This is a genomic window from Paenibacillus sp. JNUCC 34 (genome assembly GCF_058269055.1).
In genome coordinates, this window is the sequence record NZ_CM177770.1 from 1,878,974 (window position 1) to 1,894,835 (window position 15,862).

The following is a 15,862-nucleotide window of genomic DNA, read 5'->3' on the forward strand; positions in this document are numbered from 1 at the left end:
AATCAAGCGATGGGGGTGAGAGAAGTGAACGAGCAATTGCTAAGTGTTGGCATCGATATGGGGACATCTACAACCCAACTCGTGTTGTCGAAGCTCCATATTCAGAACATGGCATCCTCTTTTTCGGTGCCTCGCTTGGTCATTACGGATAAAGAAGTGGTCTATCGCAGCGATATTTGTTTCACGCCTGTGCTTGAAGACAATCGGATCGATATGCAGCAGATCCAGACCTTTGTGCAGGAGCAGTACGAGAAGGCAGGCATCATAAAGGATGAGATTCAGACAGGTGCCGTCATTATTACTGGCGAGACCGCTCGCAAGGAAAACGCAAATGAAGTGCTGCTGTCGTTAAGCGGCTTTGCTGGAGACTTTGTGGTCGCTACCGCGGGTCCCGATCTGGAAAGCATTATTGCCGCTAAAGGAGCGGGTGCCCATACGTACTCCAAAGAGCATTCCACCTCCATTGTTAATATCGACATTGGCGGCGGCACGAGCAATCTGGCGCTGTTCGCTGGCGGAGAGTTGCTGGACACGGGATGTTTAGACATCGGAGGCCGCCTGATCAAGGTTGACCATGGAACACATGAAATTACCTATATCGCACCAAAGATCAAGCAGCTCGCAGAGCGACGGGGATTGAAATTGGTTTTAGGCCAGCGGGTAACCCCGATTGATCTGGAACCGATTATCGCCGAGATGGTGAAGCTACTCGAAGAAAGTGTCGGCCTCCTGCCGCCAAGTGACTTCTACGATACTATCGTCACGAACAAAGGGCTGAAGCTGAACCGGACGATTCCATGCATTTCCTTCTCCGGAGGGGTGGCCGACTACATTTATCAGGAAGCGTCGGGTGATGTGTTCCAGTATGGAGATATCGGGATATTGCTCGGAAGAGCAATTGCCGCTTCTCCGTTGACGCAGCAGATGACAGTAGCGCGTTCAGCCGAGACCATTCGGGCTACCGTCGTGGGGGCCGGTTCCCACACGACCGAGATCAGCGGAAGCACGATCACCTATACGGAAGAGAGCTTTCCGATCAAGAATATTCCGATCCTGAAACTTGCTGTGATGGATGAATCGGGAAGCAGTGATGTGCTGGCGCAAGCCATTGCTGACAAGCTGAATTGGTTCAAGCTGAACAATGATCTGCAGCAGGTCGCCATTGCGCTGGAAGGGAAGAACAGTCCGAGCTTCCAAGAGGTGCAGAAATATGCCCAAGGATTGTACAAAGGAATGTCAGAACTGCTGCAACTAGAGTACCCGCTCATTGTGATTGTCCATCATGATATGGCGAAGGTGCTGGGGCAGACGCTGTATGGCTTGCTTGATTATAAGAAGGATGTCGTCTGCATCGACAGCGTTCAAGTTGACAACGGCGACTATATCGACATCGGCAAGCCGATTGCGAACGGCAAAGTATTGCCCGTCGTCATTAAAACGCTTGTGTTTAACTAATCGAGTTGTATTTGAAAGGAGGAGCTTTTGTGATTTTAAAAACTAAGCTATTTGGCCGAGTCTATCAATTCAATACGCTGATGGAAGTTATGGCGAAAGCAAACGAGGAAAAATCAGGGGATATGCTGGCTGGATTGGGGGCTACTTCATCGGAGGAGCGAGTGGCCGCTAAGGTGGTGTTGTCCCAAATTACATTGAAGGACTTGCGCAACAATCCAGCGGTACCTTATGAGGTGGATGAGGTTACCCGCATTATTCAGGATCAGGTGAATGAACGCATTTATAGCGAAATTCAGAACTGGACAGTGGAGGAGCTTCGGGAGTGGATTTTGAACGAGAACACAACCGAAGCCGACATCAAGCGTGTGTCCCGTGGGCTTACGGCCGAGATGGTGGCAGCAGTCGCCAAGATTATGTCTAACCTTGACCTGATGTACGGGGCGAAGAAGATCCGAATTACGGCGAGCGCCAATACGACGATTGGCCGTTCGGGTACCTTGTCAGCACGGTTGCAGCCGAATCACCCGACCGACGATCCCGATGGAATCATGGCTTCTTTGATGGAAGGTTTGACCTTTGGTATCGGGGACGCGGTATTAGGGCTCAACCCGGTGGATGATTCTGTGGAGAGCGTGACACGCGTCCTGAAGCGGTTCGAAGAGTTCCGGCAGAAGTGGGAGATTCCGACGCAAACTTGCGTGCTGGCCCACGTTACCACTCAAATGGAAGCCGTTAAGCGAGGCGCGCCAACAGGTCTCATCTTCCAATCGATTGCAGGCTCGGAAAAAGGTAACGCAGCGTTCGGTTTTAATGCAGCAACAATCGAGGAAGCACAGCAGCTTGTGCTGCAACACGGTCAGGTAGCCGGTCCCAATGTAATGTATTTCGAAACAGGTCAAGGTTCGGAGCTGTCTTCCGAAGCCCATCACGGGATTGACCAAGTGACGATGGAAGCACGCTGCTATGGCTTTGCGAAGAAATATAACCCATTCCTTGTTAATACCGTGGTTGGGTTCATCGGTCCTGAATATTTGTACGATGCGAAGCAAGTTATTCGCGCTGGACTGGAAGATCACTTCATGGGTAAGCTGTCGGGCATTTCCATGGGCTGCGACGCTTGCTACACGAACCATATGAAGGCTGATCAAAACGACTTGGAAAACTTGGCAGTTCTACTGTCCACAGCAGGCTGCAATTTCTTCATGGGTATCCCGCATGGGGACGATGTCATGCTCAACTATCAGACAACCGGATATCACGAGACCGCGACGCTGCGTGAATTACTCGGCTTGCGTCCAATCCGGGAATTTGAACAGTGGATGGAAAAAATGGGCTTCATCGAAAATGGCAAGCTGACTAAAAGAGCTGGGGACGCGTCAGTGTTTCTCAAGTAAGGGAAGGAGGAAGCTTTCATGAACGAAAAGGATCTGAAATCGATGATTGAATCGATTTTGAACGAAATGGTAGGAAACAAGTCGGAGCAGGAAGCAGTAGCAGTAGAACCTGTGCAAACTGAAGCTCCTGTGGTGCAAACAGAGGAAACGAAGCCGAACGTAGGCGGGCTTGTGCAGGCAAACATGCCAGCAGAAGAGCAAACTGACGATGGCGAATGTTTGGATGACATTACGGAGATTGACCTTCGCAAGTTGCTGCTCGTTCCTGAACCAGCGGATCGCGAAGGGTACATGAAAATGAAGGAAAAGACGCCAGCCCGTCTTGGAGTGTGGCGTGCAGGCCCGCGTTACAAGACGATTACGTCGCTTCGATTCCGTGCCGACCATGCCGCTGCTCAAGATGCTGTGTTCTCCTATGTGTCTGAGGAGTTCGTAAAGGAAATGAATCTTGTGCCGGTGGAAACAAAGTGCCGGGACAAAGATGAATACATTACACGTCCGGACTTGGGCCGTCAGTTCTCTGCAGATACCATCGAGCATATCAAGCAGCATACGACCAAGCAGGCCAAAGTGCAGATTATGGTTGGAGACGGCTTAAGTTCAGCTGCGATTGAAGCCAATCTGCGCGACATTGTGCCAGCCATTGCGCAAGGGCTCAAAATGTATGGCTTCGAGGTAGGCAATATATTGTTCGTTAAGCATTGCCGTGTTCCTTCGATGGATGTAATTGGCGATGTAACTGAAGCGGATGTAGTGTGCTTGTTAGTTGGAGAACGTCCTGGACTCGTAACAGCAGAATCCATGAGTGCTTATATCGCATATAAACCGACTGTGGGTATGCCTGAAGCGAGACGCACGGTTATCTCCAACATTCACTCAGGCGGAACACCAGCGGTTGAAGCTGGCGCGCATATTGCTGAACTGATCAAGACGATGATTGACCGCAAAGCATCAGGCATTGATTTGAAATTATAGGGAAGGCAAGGAGGCGCTCGTATGAGAAATGAACCGATTCATGCACAGGTGCTCGGCATAAAGCTCATTTCCAACGTAAGCATGGATATGGCAAGCAAGCTGGAGCTGAAGCCGTACCATAAAAGCTTGGGGATCATTACCGCTGACATCGACGATGTCACTTATGCGGCATTAGATGAAGCAACAAAATCAGCAGTAGTAGATGTTGTCTATGCAAAAAGCTTCTATGCCGGATCGGCTAATGCATCGACGAAGCTGGCGGGCGAGGTTATCGGGATTTTGGCTGGACCAAGTCCCGAGGAAGTTCGCAGCGGCTTGAACGCTGTTGTTGATTTTATCGAGAGTGGCGCTCATTTTGTTAGTGCCAATGAGGATGATAGCATTACTTATTTCGCTCATTGCGTTTCACGTACTGGCACGTATTTGTCCCAGACCGCGGGCATCAAAGAAGGCGAGTCACTGGCGTATTTGATCGCTCCTCCTCTTGAAGCGATGTACGCGCTCGATGCAGCGCTGAAGGCCGCCGATGTGTCGATTACAGCCTTCTATGGCCCACCTTCCGAAACCAACTTCGGTGGCGCACTATTGACAGGCAGCCAGTCGGCCTGCAAGGCAGCATGTGATGCATTTGCAGACGCTGTCCAATTCGTCGCAGATAACCCGACGAGTTATTAAGGGTAGCGGCAAATGAGACATAGCGCGTTAGGGTTGGTTGAAGTAAGAGGGTACCTGGGGGCAGTCGCTGTAGCTGATGCTGCCTTGAAGTCGGCAAGCGTTACTTGCATCGGCGTGGAGATTATTAAGGGCGGATTGGTGACGGTCAAGCTGAGCGGTGACGTCGGTGCTGTACAAGCTGCCGTGGAAGCGGGAGCAGAGGCGGCTACTCAACTGGATGTGCTGGTAACAAGGCATGTGATTGCACGATTGCATGAAGAAACGGTCGCTATGGTTGCGAATCCAGTTGACACAGACGAAAGACAAGAACATCAAGAAGACACTGCCAAAGTCTCTGCTGGAGATCACGCAGGGAGTTCAATTGGTGAAGAAGTATCTGCAACCTCCGAAGCTGTAGAATCGGATGCGGCTGGGGCAAACGTGGAAACTGAGGCAAAAAAGGCCGCTACGGCCACGAAGGCTAAGGTGGAGCAGGCTGCTGAGTCGAAGGAACCTGCCGTTGCAGAGGATTCACAAGCTAATAAGGCGAAACTGGGATCAGCAACGGTCACTAAGGAAGCCGACAAAGTCAAGTCAGCTTCCGACCAGACGGACGCCGTGCCTGCAGTCAATACAGCAGCAACTGTAGAGAAACCAATCGGTGCACAGAAAAACCAGAATGGTAACAATCCGCTTGTGAAGCCAGCACCTGCACCGGCAGCGAAGCGAACTAAGAACAAGAAAAAAGCCAGTTCGTAAAAATGTAACAGAGAGAAGGAGTATTGATGGAAACATTGGATAAAGACCTAAGATCCATTCAAGAAGTCCGAAATCTAATCAAGAAGGCCAAGGAGGCACAAGTCCAATTGGCCGACATGACGCAAGAACAGATTGACACAATCGTCAAAGCGGTTGCCGATGCGAGCTACAAGCATCGCGAGAAGCTGGCGAAGATGGCCAATGAGGAAACAGGTTTTGGCCGTTGGCAGGATAAGATCGTCAAGAATGCATTTGCTTCGAAGCAGGTGTATGCGTCGATCAAGGATATGAAGACGGTCGGTGTGCTGAAGGAAGACAAAGCACATAAGGTGATGGAGGTTGCTGTACCTGTCGGCGTTATTGCTGGCTTGATTCCGTCAACAAATCCAACATCGACTGTTATCTATAAGGCGCTCATTGCGCTCAAGGCCGGTAACAGTATCGTGTTCTCCCCGCATCCGAATGCGCTCAAGAGCATTTTGGAAACGGTGAAGATCATCAGTGAAGCAGCTGTCCAAGCTGGATGCCCAGAGGGTGCTATCGGAGTCATGACAGTTCCGACGATTCAAGGAACCGATCAATTGATGAAGCACAACGATGTTGCCTTGATTCTGGCTACCGGCGGAACGGCGATGGTCAAAGCGGCTTATTCATCCGGTACACCAGCGATCGGCGTTGGTCCGGGCAACGGCCCTGCTTTTATTGAGAAGAGTGCAAACATTCCGCTTGCAGTTAAACGCATTATGGATTCCAAAACATTTGACAACGGCACGATTTGCGCATCGGAGCAATCGGTTGTAGTTGAAGCATGCAGCAAGGAAGCGGTTGTTGCTGAATTCAAAAAGCAAGGAGCTTATTTCCTTACTGAAGAAGAAGCAGCTCAGCTTGGTAAATTCATCATGCGCGCTAACGGCACGATGAACCCGCAAATTGTTGGTCGCAGTGTAGAGCATATCGCTAAGCTGGCGAACTTGAATATCCCAGCGGGTACGCGTGTGCTGATTGCCGAAGAGACTCGTGTCGGAGCAAAAGTTCCATATTCACGCGAGAAGCTGGCCCCAATTCTGGCCTTCTACACTGAAGACAGCTGGGAATCGGCATGCGAGCGCTGCATCGAGATTTTGAATGGCGAAGGCGCCGGACATACGATGGTCATTCACTCAGAAAATGAAGACATCGTACGGGAATTCGCTCTGAAGAAGCCGGTATCCCGTCTGCTCGTAAATACGCCGGGTACACTTGGCGGCATCGGTGCAACAACAGCAATCGCACCAGCGCTCACACTTGGATGCGGCGCAGTTGGTGGAAGCTCGACATCCGACAATATCAGTCCATTAAATCTGCTTAATATCCGCAGAGTAGCATACGGTCTGATGGAAATCGAAGATTTGGTAGAGCAGCCAGAAGCTGCAAGCATCGATCTAGGCGATAAAGAGCAGCTCATTGACATGATTGTGGCTCGCATTCTTGAAAAAATGTAAGTCAAAAAAGCAGAAACAAAAAAGCAGTACCAACTAAAGTTGATTCACTAATTAACATAAATCAAAACAAACATTAGGAGGAATTTTATCATGGCAAACGCAAACGCATTGGGAATGGTAGAAACAAAAGGTTTGGTAGGAGCAATCGAAGCAGCAGACGCAATGGTGAAAGCAGCTAACGTTACATTGATCGGTAAAGAGCAAATCGGTGCAGGTCTCGTAACGGTTATGGTTCGCGGTGACGTAGGCGCTGTTAAAGCAGCTACTGATGCAGGTGCAGCAGCAGCAGAGCGTGTTGGTGAATTGCTGTCCGTACATGTAATTCCAAGACCACACACAGAAGTAGATGCAATTCTGCCTAAGACTAAAATCGCAGAATAATTGCTGATTCGCAAAACAAGCCTAAAAGACTAGGATGGAAACAGGGTGCGGGCTACTAACCGCACCCTGTGCTCCACCTGTCAACTTGAACCCCATCGTCAGCGGATGAAACAACCGCATGTATAAGGATGTGAGAATATGGCTGTGATAACGGAAAGCGAATTGCGCAAGCACTTTCGAAATCAGAATTTGAAAGAGGTTGCCGTATACGAAGTAGCGACAGGGACCATTTTGACGCCATCGGCCAAAAGCTTTTTGACCGATCATCAGATTGAGCTTCGTTATGTGGAGTCTCCTGGGACCGCAGTGGATACGCCGGCTCCCAAGAAGGATGTCAAGCTTCAAATCACTAAGAACTTGGATACTGAACCACAAACCGAAGGGAAAAAACGGTTTCGAACGCTATATGGCGGTTTTCTGGAAACGAAGCCAGAGCATATGACGCATTTGTATGGGAATATGCTTGTGTTTAAAGACCATCCTCGGATATTATTCCGCGGCAAGCTGGATTCATTAGAAACCAAACTATTAGAAGCACAAATCAGCTGTTTTAAGCTGAATATGACCAAGCTGGTAGATGATTTGGAAGAAATACTGCAATTTGTACGGCGAATCGTACGGTGTGAAGTGTTAAGCGAAAGTATAGAGGAATTTCACTTGCTTGGGATGACGCCTAAGGAATTGCGAGAGCAGTCTCATTTTCCCAAGAAGTATTTTGGATTGGAACATTTTCAACCCAGCTATGAAATGGGCGAAGCGGTTGTTGTTATAAATGCGTTGCGCACATTGACGAGGGAAACGGAATTGTTGGCTTATCAAGCCTTCAAAAAGGAACATGGAGAAGCAGAGCGTGAAGATATCATTCGGACGCTGAACCGATTGTCTTCATTATTCTGGATTATCATGTTCCGAATCCGTGTAGGACAGTACAACTCATGAGGTGAGAATAATGGATAATCAACTGGTAGAGAGCATCATAGATGAAGTAATCAAGCGGGTGCAGGAAGAAGTTTGCTTCGAGGTTGAAGCATCCGGTAAGCATGTGCATTTAAGCCGTAAGGACATTGATGCCTTGTTCGGTGAAGGTCATCAATTGACCAAAGCGAAGGATCTTTCCCAACCGGGACAATATGCTTGCAAAGAGCGCGTTACGCTAATCGGGCCAAAAGGTTCGCTGCATAATGTTGTTGTGCTTGGACCGGAGCGTAAAGAATCACAAGTTGAAGTATCGCTTACGGATGCTGTTGTGCTTGGAGTACCCGTTCCTGTGAAAGAAAGCGGCAAGCTGGAAGGAACGCCAGGCATCGTCATCGCTTCAGGCAGCAATATGATTCGTCTGGATCGTGGTTTAATCGCAGCTCAGCGGCATATTCATGTCAAAGCAGAGGATGCGGAGAAATTAAACGTGACGAACGGCGAAATCGTACAAGTGAAGGTAAACGGCAAGCGCCCGCTTATTTTCGACGATGTGCTGGTTCGTGTCAGCCCTAACTATGAAACATACATGCATATCGATTATGACGAGGCAAACGCATGTGGCTTTACGAGGGGCACCAAGGGAAAAATTTTGAAATAGAGCATCTAGGTTTAGGGGTGTGAAAAAATGAACATAGAAGTTCTGGATCGAGCTGCAATTATTGAAGCCGTTACGGCTGAAGTGATGAAGAGGCTGCAGCAGGCACAATCGAATGAACCAACAACCGTACCTGTGCTCAAGAAGCAGGCAGTATTGCTGACCGTGGAACCGTTACCGGAACTGGAGAGCATGCTGAATCAACACTATGAGGTGCGATATTACGACGAGTCGCTTAGAGATTGCGATGTACTGATCATTCCGAAGCTGTGTCTTCAGTTGCTGTCCAATCTTGGCAACGGCATAAGTGCGGGCCAGCGTGAGCGGTTCGTGCTGACGATGCTGTTGAAAGGAAGACAGGTTATTGCTCTAGAAGAGGGTTTACTTTACCGGAAATACAAGTCAACAGCACCTGTGCTGTTGTACAAGCTGTATGACGGATTTGCAGATAAGCTGAGCAGTTACGGTATCCAGATAGTCAAAGAGTCGAAACTGCTAATGGCTTGTCTGCAAGATGGACGATCGGAGGATATTCAGCAATCGTCTCCCGCTATTGAACATACTGATGTTTTCCCACAACCTGAAGTGCTGACCCGCAAAGTCATTACCGAAGCCGAACTGAAAAAATACCGTCTTCAAAACCAAAACCGGAAAGAGATTGTGATCGATCGGAACAGTATTATTACGCCGCTCGCTCAGGACTATTTGCGAATGCAGCAGATGCAGGTACACAGAAGATAACGATGAGGTGAACCTATGATCATGGGACAAGTGATGGGCAGTCTTTGGGCTACCCGAAAAGACAACAAGCTGAACGGTCTGACCTTCCTGGTGGTCAAGCCTTTATCGTATAACGATGCACCCGTAGAGCGCGACTATTTCGTTGCTGCGGATAACGCGGGAGCAGGCATCGGGGACACCGTACTCGTGACAACGGGAAGCGCTGCCCGAGCATCTTTTGCCAATACGGACGTGCCTGTTGACGCAGTAATTGTGGGTATCGTTGATTCCATCGAGGTAACCCATGAGTAGCGCGATTGGTGTAGTTGAGCTGCGCAGCATAAGTAAAGGATACGAGACGGCGGATCACATGCTGAAGACTTCTCCTGTCAACATACATCATTTGAAGCCGATCTGTCCGGGCAAGTTCCTCATCATCATGAGCGGCGATACGGCAGACGTGCAGCAAGCGATGGACACAGCCAAGACGGCGGCGGGTGAATTCCGAATAAGCGATTTCGTGCTGAACGGCGTTCATTCCGATATCGTGGAGGGCTTGAAACGGCGTTATTCTTCCCGGCCTGTGGATGCCGTTGGAATTGTAGAGACGGCTACAGTGTCTTCCGGTATTTTTGCATTGAATGAAGCTTTGAAGCAGTGTGATATTCATGTGAAAAAAATGAACCTCGGCATGGCGATTGGCGGTAAGTTCCTCGCCGTGTTCACGGGTAGTGTCAGCGACGTTGAGCAGGGGATGAAGGTGTTCGAGTCCTCCATTGATCAGAAACGGATTATTCACAATACCGTGCTGCGTTCCCCGTCCGAGGAAATCAAACAACATTTCTGATAGTAAGAATGGAGGAGCACGTTCGTGGAAATCAACGAAATCATCATTTACGGCATGGTTATTTTCATGGTTCTCGGTGCCATCGACAAGTGCATCGGGTACAAATTCGGGTTGGGCCACCAATTCGATGAAGGGATTATGGCCATGGGTTCGCTCACGCTGGCGATGGTAGGGATCATCTCCCTGTCTCCGGTATTGGCCAAGCTGTTAAGCCCGGTTGTCGTTCCGCTGTATACTGCGCTGGGAGCGGATCCAGCAATGTTCGCAACCACGTTGCTAGCTAACGATATGGGTGGTTATTCACTCGCTATGGAGCTGGCTCAGAATCCTGAGGCAGGCTTGTTTGCCGGTACTATTTTAGGTGCAATGCTGGGACCAACGATTGTATTTATCATTCCAGTTGCACTTGGCATCATTAAAAAGGAAGACCATAAATTTATGGCCACCGGTGTGTTGGCTGGTATTGTTACGATTCCTCTTGGATGCTTGATCGGGGGCCTTGTGGCAGGGTTCTCCATCGGAATGATTTTATCCAATCTGGTGCCAATCATCCTGTTCGCGGTGCTCATCGTGCTTGGCTTGTGGAAATTCCCGCAAGGCATGATCAAAGGTTTCACTATCTTTGGACAGTTTATTGTTATCGTTGCAACACTGGGACTTGCTGTTGGTATTACACAACAGCTGACGGATATCACGATTATTCCTGGTATGGCTCCACTTGAGGAAGGTATTCAAATTGTCGGCGACATTGCCATTGTGTTGGCTGGTGCCTTTGCTATGGTATTTGTTATTACGAAGGTGTTTAACAAACCGCTGATGAAGCTGGGCAAGCTGCTCGGCATGAATGAGATTGCAGCAGCGGGTTTGGTAGCTACACTCGCCAACGTTATCCCGATGTTTGGCATGATGAAAGACATGGACGCTCGGGGTAAGGTCATCAATGTGGCCTTTGCCGTGTCCGCCGCATTTGTGTTCGGTGATCACCTCGGCTTTACAGCAGGGGTAGCTAAAGAGATGATTTTCCCGATGATTGTCGGGAAAATCGTTGGCGGGATTACCGCGATATTCGTTGCCGTCTATCTGTCTAAAAAGATGGCGGCCGAACCGAAGGTTGAACAGCAAGAGGCTGTTTAAGACCTGGGATTCAGCCTAATCGGCTGAATCCGTTGAATAGTGGTTCATCTCCTACTAAGGGATTCTCATACTTTGTGTCTCGTATGCCGAGCAATCGGCTGCGGGGCATTTTTTTTATACCACAAATAATGTCCTTGAAACTACATACAAATTGCTCGGCTGAACCGGAATGAGAGAAAAATGAATTTCCTATTCCTCTTTTTCTGGGGTTTATCAAAAGCCACTAAGGTAATAATGGGGATAAAGATGACCGCGAGAGGAAGAACATCATGATTTTTCGGAAAAGAAGCCCTCATAAAATCAAAAAATCGCCTGCTGAAAACGGCGAGATTCAGACGGATCCTCCTGCTGACGTGCTCAGCAAGAGTCTGGAGCAAAACGTTAAGCAAATTCAAGAGAGCCTAGGTAACAGCACCGATCTCATTATAAGGAAAATTCCATATGCGCCCGCCGGCGGCCGAACCCTTGCAATCCTGTTTACCGACGGGCTGGCAGAAGGAAAAGTCATAAACGACTATATTATGGAATCATTAATGCAAAAAAAAGAAGGAGATGATTCCGATTCTATTGACCGGAAGTCGGATTCCTCATCAGATATTATACAGACTCTAAAAGATGAAGCCCTAACTTTTGGCGACATCCATGATCTTTCGGACTTTGAAGCCTTATATCACTCGCTGCTATCCGGAGATGCAGTTATTCTCATCGACGGCGAATCGCAGGGTATAGCAGCGAGCGCGAGAGGATGGAGGGATCGCGGTGTCGGTGAGCCTGCCGTAGAGAATGTGGTCCGAGGCCCACGTGAAGGCTTCTCAGAATCCTTGCGTACCAATACAGCTTTGATCCGGCGTAAAATCAAGGATCCACGTCTGTGGCTGGAATCCAAACAAATCGGCCGAGTCACTAAAACGGATATAGGCATTATGTATATCAAGGGCATAGCGAATGACAAAATCGTAGAAGAAGTTCATGCTCGGCTGGACCGCATCGACATTGACTCTATTCTGGAGACTGGATATATCGAGGAATTGATTCAGGATGAAACGCGAACTCCCTTCCCGACCATGTATCACTCCGAGCGGCCTGATGTCATTGCAGCTGAGCTGTTGGAAGGAAAAGTGGCGATCCTGGTCGACGGTACTCCGTTTGTACTTATCGTCCCGGCGCCGTTTGTCTCCTTCCTGAATGCTGCGGAAGATTACTATCAACGGGCAGATATCAGCACTTTTGTCCGGTTGCTTCGTTATGGCGGAGCCACTATCGCCTTGTTGGCTCCATCGTTATATATTGCCATTACAACATTTCACCATGAAATGTTGCCGACTAATTTGCTGATCGGGCTCGCAGCGCAGCGGGAAAACGTTCCTTTTCCCGCCTTCATCGAGGCGCTCATGATGGAGATTACCTTTGAAATTTTACGTGAAGCTGGCGTCCGCATGCCAAAGTACATTGGAGCAGCAGTCTCCATTGTGGGTACGCTGGTTATCGGGCAAGCGGCCGTTGAGGCCGGAATTATCTCCGCCGCCATGGTCATTGTCGTCTCACTCACAGCCATATCAAGCTTTGTACTGCCTGCCTACAACATGTCCATCGCTCTTCGGATGATGCGTTTTCCTTTCATGGGAATCGCCGCTTCCTTCGGATTGTTCGGCATTTTCGTAGGTTGTATCGCTCTTGTCCTGCATCTTTGTAGCTTGCGAACCTTTGGCGTCCCTTATATGACGCCGCTTGCACCTTTGATTCCCAGCGACAACAAGGATGCTCTCTTCCGGTTTCCTCACGGCCTGATGGTTTCCCGCCCGCGATTGATCAGTCAGAAAAATATTAAGCGGCAAACCAGCGCTTCTTCCCGCAAATCTCAAAAATAAGCATGGAAAGGAGGGCAGAGGTGGATGAAACGATTCGTATTCAGTCTGTTCTCACTCCTTATTTTGAGCTCTTTTCTGACAGGCTGCTGGAATCGTAGGGAACTAAATGAGCTCGCCATCGCGGTTGGAATGGGGATCGATAAGGTGGGAGAAAAATACCGAGTATCGGTTCAGGTGGTGAATCCCAAAGAAGTATCTTCCAAAGGGGGCGGCTTAGCCCCGTCCATCTTATATTCGACAGAGGGCGACACCGTCTTGGAAGCTGTGCGGAGAATGAGCACCTTCAGTCCGCGAAAAATTTATTTTTCCCACCTGAGGATACTCCTGCTCGGTGAATCCCTTGCCCGGGAAGGAATGGCAAAAAGCTTGGATCTTTTGTACCGCGATCATGAATTTCGAACCGATTTTTACCTTGTGGTGACTCAGAACAGTTCCGCAGAGGAGGTGCTAAAAATCATGACACCACTTGAGAAAGTCCCGGCAAGCAAATTATTTAGCACACTGGAGACATCCGAGAAATTCTGGTCTCCCAGTTTGACGGAAACGCTAGATGAAACGGTCAGGGATCTTATCGACAGGGGTAAGCACCCTGTCCTGTCCGGACTTCAAATCATTGGAGACCCGGAGATCGGAGCTTCAAAGAAAAATGTTGAAAACATCGATACCCCCACCCAATTGAAAGATTCAGGGCTTGCCGCATTTAAGGAAGACAAATTGATTGGCTGGTTAAACGAGAATGAGAGTAAGGGGTATAACTACATCCGCGGGAATGTCAAAAGCACGGCCGGCCATGTGGACTGCCCGGGGGGAGGCAAGATTACTACAGAGGTCTATCGGACAAAAGCGAAGATAAAAGGCCATATTGTACAGGGGCAGCCTCAGGTGAACATTACCCTCCAAGTGGAGCAAAATATTGCCGAAGTGGAGTGCAGAAACTTGGAACTGACCAAGACAGAAACGATTCAACGGATTGAAAAAGAGATGGAAGCCGAAATCATATCGCTGATGGAGTCAGCAATCAAGAAGGCGCAGAACTCTTTCGGTGTGGATATTTTGGGATTCGGTGAAGCGATTCGACGTGCTGATCCGAAAGCATGGAAGAAGATGAAAGACGACTGGGATGAGCGCTACTTTAGCGATTTACCGGTTCATATCAAGGTCAAAGTTAGAATTCACCGACTCGGTACAGTTGGCGATTCATTTCTGAACAATATGAAGGAGTAACTCAAGCATGCTCGCTATTGCGGTAATCATTGCGGTTGGGGCTCTCATTGCCTGGTTGGAGGCCCCCCCTTTATTCAAAAAAAAGCAAAAAAAGGAGCTTTGGGTATTCTCCATCCTGCTGCTCTTGGCTGTCGTGAGCAGTATCATTGTCAATATAAATCGCGATATTCCCAGCCCGCTTGAATGGATCACTTTTATGTTTAAGCCGCTCAGTGATCTGTTGTCCGCAATCGGTCTAATCGTTTAATGAACTGAGGTGAACTTATGGAAGAAACGGTCAAAATTTCAGTAAGACAATTTACGATCTTAACGATTTTTTTCACAATCGGCAGCGCCATTCTGGTCATTCCATCGACCGCAGCTGATATAGCCAAGCAGGATGCTTGGATTGCCTCTCTCATTGGCGTGGCCTGCGGGCTCTGCCTAACCGTGTTGTACAATATCTTAGCAGGGCTGTACCCACAGATGAATCTGATTCAAATCATGGAGAAAGCTTTGGGCAAATGGCTGGGAAAAGCTTTATCTCTGCTGATCATCATTACATTAATCATTATAGTTACCGGAGTATTGCATTATATCGGAAGTTTCTTGACGACTCAGATGATGCCCGAAACCCCAATACAAGCTGTAAATATTCTATTTGCCATTGTGGTGGTCATGGGCGTAAGGCTCGGCTTGGAGACGCTGGCCCGCTCAGCCGAGTTGATGTTCCCCTGGTTTATGCTGCTTTACGTTTCTTTCGTTATTTTAGTAGCGTCACGGATCAAACTGGAGAATATTCAGCCTGTGTTTGAACGGGGGGGAAGCCCCATTTTGCCTGGTGTGCTTTCTTTCATCGCAACGGTGTTTCTCCCACACTTCTTAATGCTGATGATTCATTCTTCTGCTGTGAATCAGCCCCGGGAAGCCCGAAAAGCTTTTCTTCTGGGAAGCTTGATTGGCGGGCTTGTGATAGCTTTGATCGTGGCTTTATCGATATTGGTATTCGGCCCCGAGATCATTTCGCATAGTATTTATCCCAGCTATCTGCTAGCTCAAAAAATTAATATCGGCAACTTTTTGCAGCGAATTGAAGCGATTATGGCGATCATGTGGTTTATATCACTCTACTTTAGATTAACCCTGTATCTGTACATCATAGCGCTCGCTCTGGCCTACATATTCAATCTGAGTGACTATCGGCCTTTGGTGCTGCCCCTAGGCATGCTTCAGGTAGCTATATCGGTCGTCATTTACCCCAATGTCGTCTATCAGCAGAACTTCGATTCCCGAATTTGGGTTACTTATATATTGACTATTGGATTGCTGCTGCCCTTGCTGCTGCTTCTGATCCATGGGTTACGGAAGTTGGCTGGGATCAAAAAGAAAGAATGAACTGCTCATACCGAAACACAAGC

The 15,862-nt window shown here is 48.7% G+C and carries 17 protein-coding genes; all 17 read left to right on the top strand.

Going from position 1 to position 15,862, the window contains the following annotated elements; translation table 11 throughout:
* Positions 1-24: 24 nt before the first annotated feature.
* The 17 genes from eutA (at position 25) to AC2TF5_RS08920 (ending at position 15,839) form a co-directional block, all read left to right on the top strand.
* Positions 25-1,455, top strand: coding sequence for an ethanolamine ammonia-lyase reactivating factor EutA (gene eutA, locus AC2TF5_RS08840; RefSeq protein ID WP_491301803.1), 1,431 nt, complete (start codon positions 25-27; stop codon positions 1,453-1,455).
* A 29-nt stretch (positions 1,456-1,484) separates the two neighbouring features.
* Complete coding sequence (locus AC2TF5_RS08845) at positions 1,485-2,849, top strand: ethanolamine ammonia-lyase subunit EutB (protein ID WP_491301804.1); 1,365 nt, start codon at positions 1,485-1,487, stop codon at positions 2,847-2,849.
* 18 nt (positions 2,850-2,867) lie between these two features.
* On the top strand, positions 2,868-3,824 hold the full coding sequence (gene eutC / locus AC2TF5_RS08850; protein ID WP_491301805.1) for an ethanolamine ammonia-lyase subunit EutC: 957 nt from the start codon (positions 2,868-2,870) through the stop codon (positions 3,822-3,824).
* Between the two features lie 21 nt (positions 3,825-3,845).
* A complete protein-coding gene (eutL, locus tag AC2TF5_RS08855) occupies positions 3,846-4,499 on the top strand; it encodes an ethanolamine utilization microcompartment protein EutL (RefSeq protein ID WP_491301806.1) in 654 nt (217 codons plus the stop codon).
* A gap of 12 nt (positions 4,500-4,511) precedes the next feature.
* Positions 4,512-5,237, top strand: coding sequence for a BMC domain-containing protein (locus AC2TF5_RS08860; protein WP_491301807.1), 726 nt, complete (start codon positions 4,512-4,514; stop codon positions 5,235-5,237).
* 26 nt (positions 5,238-5,263) lie between these two features.
* Positions 5,264-6,718 (top strand): acetaldehyde dehydrogenase (acetylating), encoded by a 1,455-nt coding sequence (locus AC2TF5_RS08865; RefSeq protein ID WP_491301808.1) that lies wholly within the window; start codon positions 5,264-5,266, stop codon positions 6,716-6,718.
* A 90-nt stretch (positions 6,719-6,808) separates the two neighbouring features.
* A complete protein-coding gene (gene pduA, locus AC2TF5_RS08870) occupies positions 6,809-7,099 on the top strand; it encodes a propanediol utilization microcompartment protein PduA (RefSeq protein WP_106766209.1) in 291 nt (96 codons plus the stop codon).
* A gap of 138 nt (positions 7,100-7,237) precedes the next feature.
* A complete protein-coding gene (locus AC2TF5_RS08875; protein WP_491301809.1) occupies positions 7,238-8,038 on the top strand; it encodes a cobalamin adenosyltransferase in 801 nt (266 codons plus the stop codon).
* 10 nt (positions 8,039-8,048) lie between these two features.
* A complete protein-coding gene (eutD, locus tag AC2TF5_RS08880) occupies positions 8,049-8,675 on the top strand; it encodes an ethanolamine utilization phosphate acetyltransferase EutD (protein ID WP_491301810.1) in 627 nt (208 codons plus the stop codon).
* A 27-nt stretch (positions 8,676-8,702) separates the two neighbouring features.
* Entirely contained in the window at positions 8,703-9,413 is a 711-nt protein-coding gene (locus tag AC2TF5_RS08885; RefSeq protein WP_491301811.1) for an ethanolamine utilization protein, read from the top strand.
* Positions 9,414-9,428: 15 nt separating this feature from the next.
* Positions 9,429-9,704, top strand: coding sequence for a EutN/CcmL family microcompartment protein (locus AC2TF5_RS08890; protein WP_491301812.1), 276 nt, complete (start codon positions 9,429-9,431; stop codon positions 9,702-9,704).
* Positions 9,697-10,239: a BMC domain-containing protein gene (locus tag AC2TF5_RS08895; protein ID WP_491301813.1), complete on the top strand. Its 543-nt coding sequence runs from the start codon at positions 9,697-9,699 to the stop codon at positions 10,237-10,239. Before AC2TF5_RS08890 ends, AC2TF5_RS08895 begins: the two co-directional genes overlap by 8 nt.
* 24 nt (positions 10,240-10,263) lie before the next feature.
* Positions 10,264-11,373, top strand: coding sequence for an ethanolamine utilization protein EutH (eutH, locus tag AC2TF5_RS08900; RefSeq protein WP_491301814.1), 1,110 nt, complete (start codon positions 10,264-10,266; stop codon positions 11,371-11,373).
* 269 nt (positions 11,374-11,642) lie between these two features.
* A complete protein-coding gene (locus AC2TF5_RS08905; protein ID WP_491301815.1) occupies positions 11,643-13,241 on the top strand; it encodes a spore germination protein in 1,599 nt (532 codons plus the stop codon).
* Positions 13,242-13,265: 24 nt separating this feature from the next.
* Positions 13,266-14,465 (top strand): Ger(x)C family spore germination protein, encoded by a 1,200-nt coding sequence (locus tag AC2TF5_RS08910; RefSeq protein ID WP_491301816.1) that lies wholly within the window; start codon positions 13,266-13,268, stop codon positions 14,463-14,465.
* 7 nt (positions 14,466-14,472) lie between these two features.
* Positions 14,473-14,712 (top strand): hypothetical protein, encoded by a 240-nt coding sequence (locus AC2TF5_RS08915; RefSeq protein WP_491301817.1) that lies wholly within the window; start codon positions 14,473-14,475, stop codon positions 14,710-14,712.
* A gap of 17 nt (positions 14,713-14,729) precedes the next feature.
* Entirely contained in the window at positions 14,730-15,839 is a 1,110-nt protein-coding gene (locus AC2TF5_RS08920) for a GerAB/ArcD/ProY family transporter (protein ID WP_491301818.1), read from the top strand.
* The last annotated feature ends 23 nt before the right edge of the window (positions 15,840-15,862 follow it).